We start from the raw sequence: 9,097 nt of genomic DNA, 5'->3' as shown, positions 1-9,097 counted from the left end.
GTGCTGGCCACGGATTCCGGTCAGAATACGGAGCTGGCCGCCCGCCATGTCGATCTTCGCAGCGGCCAGGCATTTGGGGTGTCCGGATCGCTGGCGTCGATGGCTTGCGGTCTGGCCTACGCCATCGCTGCCGGCATAGCGTTTCCCGGTCGACCGATTGCCGCCATCGTCGGCGATGGCGGCTTTGCCATGCAGCTCGGCGAATTCTCGACGGCGGTGCGCTACAAGATCCCGCTCAAGGTTCTGGTGATCAAGAACAACATGCTCAATCAGATCGCCTGGGAGCAGATGATGTTTCTGGGCAACCCGCAATTCGGTTGCGAATTGCAGCCGATCGATTTTGCCAAGGCGGCAGAAGCAATGGGCGCAAAGGGTTTTCGCATCGAGCGGGCCGATCAGATCGAGACGGTTCTCGACCAGGCTTTCGCCACGCAAGGCCCTGTCGTGATCGAAGCGCTGGTAGATGCCTATGAGCCGCTGATGCCGCCCAAAATGCCGGCAGACTACGCCAAGAACTTCCGCCAGGCCCTGCCGCGGACGCCGGGACACGAACGCATAGAAGAAAATATCGCCCGTGAGCCGGCGAAATCGATGATGGATGCCTAGAGGCGGCGCAGGGAGGTGGAACAGCGCGCCTCAGTGGCTTCATTCTGAATCTTTCCAGATGAACCCGCGCTCTTCCGGGTGACGGATGCGGATCATGAGCTTCGACGCGCTCTTTTCGACCTCGATTTGCTATGGCAACGGCGCTCCGCAGGCTGGTTGGACTCTGGCGCTACCCATCACATTGCCACTGGCGGCAATCCTTTTGCTGTATGTTGCCGGCGCTGGCCGGCTGTGGCGACGGAGCGGACGTGGACGTCGCTTGCGATCGCGGCAGGCCTTGCTGTTTGCTGCCGGCTGGTCCGTCCTGGCGTTCGCCTTTGTAAGCCCGATCCATGCATTGAGCGAACATGTGTTTGCGGCGCACATGATCGAGCACGAATTGCTGATGGCGGTCGCAGCGCCTCTGCTGGTTGCCTCCCGCCCGACGGCGGCGATGATGTGGGCCCTGCCGGTACAGCTGCGCCAGATATTCGGAGTGGCTGGACATGCAAATGCGCTTCGGGCGGTCTGGGCGTTCATCAGCCGTCCTGTGGTCGCGACCGTCCTGCACGGAGCCGCGATATGGATCTGGCATGTCCCGGCGCTGTTCGAGGCTGCCCTCCAGCAGGGCTTCCTGCACTATGCCCAGCACGCGAGTTTCCTCGGTAGCGGGCTTTTGTTCTGGTGGGTGCTGCTGCCTCGCCTTGGCCGCGAGCAGGCTTGCGGCAATGCCGTGATGCATCTTTTCTTCACCTCCCTCCACACCGGGCTGCTCGGGGTGTTGCTCGTCGTCTCGCCCAGGCTGTGGTATCCGGATAATGCGATCGGCTCGGATTTATGGGGGCTCAACCCGCTCGAGGACCAGCAACTTGCAGGCTTGATCATGTGGATTCCCGCCGGCCTGATCTATGGCGGAGCCGCACTGCTCCTGGTCGCTTTCTGGATTCAAACGAGCAGTCCGCGGCAACAGGCTTTCCAGCAGTTGCGCATCGTCTAACCCGCACCGCTTCGCGTCGGTTTTCAGCCGGGGGGTGTTGCCAAGCATCCTTTTTCAGTCAGCCGCGTTATGGCCTTGGCAACGATGGTGGATCCTTCATGGCGAGGTGCATGAGTCCGTTGGCCAGCTCTCGCAGGCTGACACGACCGCGAATGTCGCTTGCCCCCACATGTCCTAGGCAAATCTTGCCTGGCACCGTTCAGGGAACGGCCGCGCAACGGCGTTTGAGGGCGATCAGCGCAGCGCCGATATTGGCCTTGGCAGGATGCGGCGACAAGCAATCGGCCCTCCATGCACACGGTGCGAATGCCCGGAGAATCCTTGATCTGATCTGGTCTTTCAGCGCAATCGCAGTGGCCACGTGGCTGCTTGTCATGTTGATCCTGGCGGCAGCGCTTTTGCGTCGTCGCCTGTCCGAGACAACGCGCTCGCCGCTCGAGATCGATTCTCGTCAGGAGCGCCGATTTACCCGCGCTGTCGGCAGCGCCATTGCGTTGACCGTTCTGGTGCTCGTCATGATGACGATAGCGAGTTTTTTCGCCGGCAAATCCATTGCTTCGCTGAGTGGAACGGAAACGCTTGCCGTGCGCATCACCGGGCACCAATGGTGGTGGGAGGTCCGGTATCCCGGAGATGATCGGTCCCAATCGATCGTCACGGCAAATGAAATCCATGTCCCGGTTGGCGAACCGGTCAAGGTCGAACTCGATTCGCTCGATGTCATTCATAGCTTCTGGGTGCCGAACCTTGCCGGCAAGCGCGATCTCATTCCGGGCCGGCCGAGTGAGCTCACACTCGTCGCCGATAAGCCCGGCATCTATCGTGGCCAGTGTGCCGAATTCTGCGGCTATCAGCACGCCCATATGGCCATCACCGTCATCGCGGAAAGCCGCGAAGCGTTCGAAGCATGGCAATCCAGGCAAAACGCCGTCGCATCCGCGCCTGGCGGCGACGAAGAGCGCCGCGGCCAACAGGCATTTCTGTCCACCGGCTGTGCGCTCTGCCACACGATAAGAGGCACGCCTGCCAGCGGAACGGTGGGACCTGACCTAACTCATCTCGCCAGCCGACGCGCACTGGCCGCGGATACGCTCGCCATGACCCCTGGCGCGCTCGCCGCCTGGATCGCCGATCCACAGTCGATAAAGCCCGGCGCCAAGATGCCGCGCATTGCCCTTAGCGCCGACGATCTCAACGCGGTCGTCACCTATCTCGGAAGCCTCGAATGAGTGGCCTTGCGGGAAAGCCGGCCGAGCACACTCAGGAGGCCCTGAAAGGCATCCGTGACACCGGTCTCGAAGAGGTGAGACTGCGCGCCTTTCTGGCGCATGCCTGGCGAACGCCGAAAGGCTTCTACGGCTGGCTGGTCACGGTCGATCACAAGCTGATCGGACGGCGCTATATCGTGACGGCTTTCCTGTTTCTCATCCTTGCGGGTCTGTCAGCGCTCGCCATGCGCTTCCAGCTTGCCCAGCCTGAGGCCGGCCATATCGGTCCCGATCTCTACAACCAGCTGTTCACCATGCACGGCACGACGATGATGTTTCTGTTTGCCGTGCCGGTGATGGAAGCTTTCGCCATTTACCTGGTGCCGCTGATGATCGGCACTCGCAATGTCGCCTTTCCGCGGCTCAATGCATTCAGCTACTGGGTCTATCTTTCCGGCGGGCTGATGATCTGGATCGCCTTCGCCTTCGAAACCGGTGCGGATGCCGGCTGGTTTTCCTATGTGCCGCTCGCCGGACCCGAATATGGCGTCGGCAAGCGCCCCGATTTCTGGGCGCAGATGGTGACCTACACCGAAGTGTCCGCCCTCGCGGTAGCGGTCGAGATCATCGCGACAGTTTTCAAACAACGTGCCCCCGGCATGTCGCTCGACCGCATCCCGCTCTATGTCTGGTCCGTCCTCGTTACGGCTTTCGTCATCCTGTTCGCCATGCCGGCCGTGATGGTCTCGAGCACAATGCTGATCCTCGACCGCCTGGTCGGCACAAAATTTTTCGACCCCGTAGCAGGCGGCGATGCACTGCTGTGGCAGCATCTGTTCTGGTTCTTCGGCCATCCCGAGGTCTATATCATCTTCATTCCGGCGACCGGCTTCGTTTCCGCGATCCTGCCGACCTTCGTTCGCCGCCCGGTGTTCGGCTATCTCGGGATCGTGCTGTCGTTGATCGCGATCGGTTTTCTTTCCTTCGGCCTGTGGGTGCACCACATGTTCGCTACCGGCCTGCCGCAACTCGGCGAGAGCTTCTTCACCGCTTCCTCGATGATGATCGCCATTCCGAGCGGCGTTCAGATCTTCTGCTGGATTGCGACGATCTGGGGCGGCCGGCCGATCTTCGCCACGCCCATGCTTTTCGTTCTCGGCTTCATCTTCACCTTTGTGATCGGCGGCCTGACCGGCGTCATGGTCGCCTCGGTGCCGCTCGACCTGCAGGTGCACGACACCTATTTCGTGGTTGCCCATTTCCATTATGTGCTGGTCGGGGGCGCCGTCTTCCCCCTGCTCGGCGCCGTTTATTACTGGTTTCCCAAGATCACCGGACGCATGCTGTCCGAGAGGCTCGGCCGCTGGAATTTCTGGCTGGTCTTCCTCGGGTTCAATCTCACCTTCTTCCCCATGCATATTCTCGGTCTGCAAGGCATGCCGCGCCGCGTTTATACGTATCCGCCGGCGAGCGGCTGGGGCGAGATGAACCTCTTCATCAGCCTCTCTTCGCTGGTGGTGTTCGCGGGCTTCGCGCTTTTCTTCCTGAATCTCTTTCTCAGCCTCCGCAACGGCCGCATTGCAGGAGACAATCCCTGGGGCGCGAGCACGCTCGAATGGGCGACGACGTCGCCGCCGCCCTCCTACGATTTTTCGCGGCTGCCCGTGGTAACTCACCGCGAACCGCTTTGGGCCGAGCCCGATGTGCTCCCAGTGGTCGAAGGTCTGCGTGTCGACGCCCGCGAGGTGCTCGCCGGTACGGTCGCCGATGCGATGCCGCAAGTAAGGGTACCATCGGCTGACAACTCGATCTGGCCGTTGCTGTCGGCCATCGCAGTCGGCGGCGCATTTCTCGGTTCGATATACACGCCGTGGGCGGTGGTCTGGGGAGCGATCCCGGTTTCGATCGGCTTTATCTGCTGGTTCTGGCCGAAAGGCGAACCGGAGGACGAGGAATGAGGCACCGCCCCGTCGCCGACGTCAGTCACCTGCCCACATACGATTTCGGGTCAGCGAGCCCGATGTGGTGGGGAACCCTTGCCTTCATTGCCCTCGAGGCAACCGGTTTTGCCTTGGCGATAGGCACTTACTTCTATCTGGCCGTGCTGGCCCGGCATTGGCCCATTGGGGCCCCTGCGCCAGATCTGCTGCCGGGGACGGCAGTACTGGTTATTCTGGTTGCGAGCGTCGTGCCCAACCACATGATCGAGGTTTGGGCACGTCGCCAGGACCTGGCGAAAGTTCGCCTTGGCATGGTCGTCATGTCGATCGTCGGCATTCTTCCGCTGATCGTTCGCATCTGGGAATTTCCGGCTCTGCGGATTTCCTGGGATCAGAACGCTTACGGATCGATCGTCTGGTTCCTGCTCGGGCTGCATACGACGCATCTCCTTACCGATGTCGGCGACACGATCGTCCTGGCGGTTCTCATGTTCACGCAAAAAGGCAAGGCAGGCCGCCGCTTCAGCGACGTCTCGGACAACGCCTTCTACTGGGACTTCGTCGTCGTCTCATGGGTCGTGCTCTATCTTGTTATCTATTGGGCTCCGAGGATGTGAGATGCAGGCGATCCGTACCGGCGTTTCCTGGGCAGGCCTGGTCAGCGGACCAGTTGCGTGGGCAATAACGCTGCAGCTCGATTATTCGATTGCATCCTGGCAATGCCATGCCGGCTTTCGTCCCACTGCCTTGTTCTCGTTGATAGGCGCCGCGGTCGCCCTGGCAGGCGCGCTGCTGTCGTGGCACGCCGTTCATGACCGCGGACATGGTACGGTTCCGCCCCGGAAGGCGCGCACGCGCGCATTCCTTGCAAGGACTTCCGTGGGCATCGGGGCGCTGTTCACGCTCATCTTGCTGGCGCAGCTGATGGCAGGGCTGATCTTCAGCGGGTGCGAACTGTGACGAGGTCAAAGACCCGGAGATTGGCCGTCCGCCGGTGCCCGCCTTGGCCTGCCGCGGGCATTCCATTCCCGGCCGTCACCTCCCGGGCGGTCGCGCTCGTCTTGGCATCGTTGCCGCTTTGCACTGAGCTGCGGGCGAGCGAAATCCAGAAGGGTGAATACCTTACCCGAGCGGCCGACTGCATCGGCTGCCACACGTCCAATCCGAGCCGCCCGTTCGCTGGAGGCTATCGCGTGCCGACACCCTTCGGCGACGTATACTCGACCAACATCACACCTGATCCTGACACGGGCATTGGACGCTACTCCGCGGACGAGTTCGTGCGGGCCGTGCGGAAAGGTATCAGGCGCGATGGAGCCGATCTCTATCCCGCCATGCCCTATGACAGCTTCGCCGCGATGAGCCGCGAGGACGTGCTTGCGATCCGGACCTACCTCCTGGCGCAGCCGCCGATCTCGCAGCCGCAGCCGCGAAACATCCTGCCTTTTCCATTCAACCAGCGCTGGACAGTTGCGCTGTGGAAGCTCGCGAACCTGCATACCGGCAGTTTCACGCCCGATCGGAACCGGACCGCCGCATGGAACAGGGGAGCCTACCTGGTCGAGGTGCTCGGCCACTGCGGTGCCTGCCACACGCCAAGGAATGCAACGTTCGGCATGGATGAAGACCACAAGCTTGCCGGCGGCACCGCCGGCATCTGGCAGGCCTTCAACATTACCAGCGACAAGATCGCAGGCGTCGGCGACTGGAGCAACGAAGAGCTGTCTCGATTTCTCAAAACCGGCGCCGTTCCCGGGAAGGCTTATGCGGGCGGGCCGATGGCGGAAACGGTCATGAACAGCCTGCAACATCTTTCCGATGACGATATCCAGGCCATCGTCGCTTATCTCAGGGACGTGCCCGCCCAATCGGGAGACGAAAAGCAGCCGCGTTTCTCATGGGGTAACGCGGCCACGGCCGACGGCGATGCTGGAACCGAAGGGATGACGCAAGGCAGCGGGACCGCAGCCGGCGATGATCTCTATCGATCGCTCTGTTCGACATGCCATGGGGCGAACGGAGGCGGATCGTCAGACGGATCCTATCCGTCCTTGACCCGCAACAGCACCCCCGGCGCGGCCACACCCGAGGATGTCGCCATGACCATCCTTGAAGGCGTCAAAGCTGGCGACGTGGCGGGGCGTAAGTCGATGGCGGCCTTCGGCGGCTGGCTGGACGATGGCCAGGTGGCAGCCCTTGCAAATTACGTCACCGCTCGGTTCGGAAATCCCGACGTCAGCGTTACCGCGGCCGATATACGCCAGATGCGGGCCGGCTCGACAACAGGCCAGACAATCATGGTTCTGGCGGCTCAATCACTTGTGGCGTGCGCCGCCGTGTTGATGCTTGGGCTGCTGCTTCTGCTGGCAAGGCGCCTGCGCCGTCGGACCAGTTCAGTGCGCCTCATGTCCGCGCATAGAGATAGGCGGTGATGTCGCGCGCCTCTTGAGGCGACAGATTTGTATTGGGCATGGCCGTGTTCGGGTCTACGTCCCGCGCTCTGCTGATCCAGCGCATCATCGCATCCGGGCTGGCTCGCGATGCCCCGATATATCCTCTTTCGACGACGCCCCGCAGGGAGGGACCGACGGTACCACGGGCGCCGGGCACCCCCGGGATTTCGTGACATCCGCCACAGCCGTTGCGGATCATGGCCGGGATGGCTCGTTGAGGGTCGCCGCCGATCGCCTGCACAAGCGTGGTTTCTCGCAGACTGTTGCTGCGAACCGATCCGCTGGCGAAGACGGCAAAACCGATGACGACAGCCGCCGATGCTCCTGCCAACCACCAGAATTGGGGCGGCGCTTGCTTGGCGGCCTGCCGGTTCATCTGCGCTTACCGCTCTCAGCGCTCAATGCGCTGCCGAAGCACTGGTCCGGCAACGGATTGAGGAGCCGGGTCATTTATTACAGTTCTGCACATTCGATGTTGTCGTGCCGGTCGCGGTGTTGTTGTCGATGTCGTTGCCTGCCGAATCTTTGCAGCGGTCAGTCATGCCACCTGATTTCGTTGTGGAATTTGTCGAATTTGTAGTGCTCGGATCGGAAGGATTCACGGATGTTCCAGAGCCGGTGCCGCTGTTGCCGCCGGTATTTCCAGACGTAGCCCCGGTGCCGTCGTTCGAGCCCGAACCGCTGTTGGAGCCGGAACTGTTCGACTGTGCCACTGCCGATGTGGCCAATGTGAGCGCGAGCACAGCGGCGGACAGAAGTTTGACGATCATGGTGGATCTCCTGGTTGGGTGTACCGCCACCAAACCAATCCTTTCCTGATATGTTCCCGGCGAAATCGTGTTCAGCAAAATTCTTGTGAAACAGGTTTTTGTGCCGGCACTGCAGACGGGCTAGCCGCGCGACGGCGGTCGATATAGGTGCGCCGCCTTGGCGTCGTCCGGCCGCGGAAGCAGCGCTGGCCGCATGCCCTCGCCTGAAGCATAGTTGCTCACTGGTGGCCGCTGCCCGCGTCCCCGACCAGTGCCCGATCATCCCCGGATCGGAGACAGCTCAATCATCGCCATGAAAGTCATAGCAACGGGCCGAACACGAATATAGCCAGTAGAGCAAGAAAAATCACGGCGATAACTGCGATCGCCCACGTGACAATTCTTCTTGTCCCCCGTTGCTCCTGCTTGCGAGAGATATTTTCAGCCACAGTACGAAATCCTTGCTGCAAAACTCAACCGACGACAAGGCTCAGCGCCCGCATGGTCCTGCCGGACTGTTGGGCCGCGTCCTGGAATGGCCACAGCCGGGGCTCACATGCCTACCAACCCTGCCGCCCGTACCAATCGTCGACATCGCGCCGCACGCGGTCCTTTTCGATGCCGTAACGCTCCTGGATCTTGCCTTCGAGTTGATCGCGCTTGCCGGCGATGCGGTCAAGGTCATCATCGGTGAGTTTGCCCCACTGCTCCTTGACCTTGCCTTTCACCTGTTTCCAGTTTCCTTCCACGCGGTTCCAGTCCATGACACCGTTCTCCCTGTTTTGGAAAGGTCCGGAATAGGAAACGCAATCCAGTCAAGGATGTTCCTGGAAACAGCCAACGCGCTGCCCGATGCCGAATCGGTTGCCAGAAGTTATCGCCCCTTGCGGTCCGCAAAGTACGTTCGAGCCAACTTTCAGCCGAGCCATCGTCGCTCGCTCAAACCCGCGTATTGCACGTCATATGCCAAGGCTCTAAACGGCTCCGACGATGCTTTACATTCGTGCCCGATCACGTTTGAGTGCTGTCAGGCAATCAGCGCTAACTCCAGCGGAGGCGACAACACACCATCGCCGCCTAATCCCCCTACTCCCACTCGATTGTTCCAGGCGGCTTCGACGTCACGTCGTAGACGACGCGGTTGATGCCGCGGACTTCGTTGATG

At 61.4% G+C, this 9,097-nt stretch carries 11 protein-coding genes; 7 read left to right on the top strand and 4 right to left on the bottom strand.

Annotated elements, in window-relative coordinates:
- The 7 genes from ENZ74_RS12045 to ENZ74_RS12015 all read left to right on the top strand — a co-directional run.
- Positions 1-606 (top strand): thiamine pyrophosphate-dependent enzyme (locus ENZ74_RS12045; protein ID WP_245470947.1); only part of this gene is annotated, 606 nt, incomplete at its 5' end.
- 94 nt (positions 607-700) lie between these two features.
- A complete protein-coding gene (locus ENZ74_RS12040) occupies positions 701-1,582 on the top strand; it encodes a cytochrome c oxidase assembly protein (RefSeq protein WP_063170471.1) in 882 nt (293 codons plus the stop codon).
- Between the two features lie 185 nt (positions 1,583-1,767).
- Entirely contained in the window at positions 1,768-2,811 is a 1,044-nt protein-coding gene (gene coxB, locus ENZ74_RS12035) for a cytochrome c oxidase subunit II (RefSeq protein ID WP_335915454.1), read from the top strand.
- A complete protein-coding gene (ctaD, locus tag ENZ74_RS12030) occupies positions 2,808-4,748 on the top strand; it encodes a cytochrome c oxidase subunit I (RefSeq protein WP_063170141.1) in 1,941 nt (646 codons plus the stop codon). Before coxB ends, ctaD begins: the two co-directional genes overlap by 4 nt.
- Positions 4,745-5,347 carry a cytochrome c oxidase subunit 3 gene (locus tag ENZ74_RS12025; RefSeq protein ID WP_013533222.1) on the top strand — a complete coding sequence of 201 codons (603 nt, stop codon included), beginning with the start codon at positions 4,745-4,747 and terminating at the stop codon, positions 5,345-5,347. Before ctaD ends, ENZ74_RS12025 begins: the two co-directional genes overlap by 4 nt.
- Before the next feature lies 1 nt (position 5,348).
- On the top strand, positions 5,349-5,690 hold the full coding sequence (locus ENZ74_RS12020) for a hypothetical protein (protein ID WP_063170140.1): 342 nt from the start codon (positions 5,349-5,351) through the stop codon (positions 5,688-5,690).
- A gap of 20 nt (positions 5,691-5,710) precedes the next feature.
- Positions 5,711-7,162, top strand: coding sequence for a c-type cytochrome (locus tag ENZ74_RS12015; RefSeq protein ID WP_063170139.1), 1,452 nt, complete (start codon positions 5,711-5,713; stop codon positions 7,160-7,162).
- Here ENZ74_RS12015 and ENZ74_RS12010 read toward each other — a convergent pair.
- From ENZ74_RS12010 to ENZ74_RS11995, 4 genes are all read right to left on the bottom strand, one after another.
- Positions 7,134-7,559 (bottom strand): c-type cytochrome, encoded by a 426-nt coding sequence (locus tag ENZ74_RS12010; protein WP_063170138.1) that lies wholly within the window; start codon positions 7,557-7,559, stop codon positions 7,134-7,136. The two genes, ENZ74_RS12015 and ENZ74_RS12010, sit on opposite strands and share 29 nt — an antisense overlap.
- 70 nt (positions 7,560-7,629) lie before the next feature.
- Positions 7,630-7,953 carry a hypothetical protein gene (locus ENZ74_RS12005; protein WP_013533226.1) on the bottom strand — a complete coding sequence of 108 codons (324 nt, stop codon included), beginning with the start codon at positions 7,951-7,953 and terminating at the stop codon, positions 7,630-7,632.
- A 539-nt stretch (positions 7,954-8,492) separates the two neighbouring features.
- Positions 8,493-8,696, bottom strand: a complete 204-nt coding sequence (locus ENZ74_RS12000) for a CsbD family protein (RefSeq protein WP_013533227.1) — start codon at positions 8,694-8,696, stop codon at positions 8,493-8,495.
- Between the two features lie 322 nt (positions 8,697-9,018).
- Entirely contained in the window at positions 9,019-9,096 is a 78-nt protein-coding gene (locus ENZ74_RS11995; RefSeq protein WP_281059702.1) for a hypothetical protein, read from the bottom strand.
- Between the last annotated feature and the right edge of the window lies 1 nt (position 9,097).

Source organism: Mesorhizobium sp. M7A.F.Ca.CA.002.15.2.1 (assembly GCF_003998715.1).
GTDB lineage: Bacteria > Pseudomonadota > Alphaproteobacteria > Rhizobiales > Rhizobiaceae > Mesorhizobium > Mesorhizobium ciceri.
This window is presented reverse-complemented; position numbering and strand designations above follow the sequence as displayed.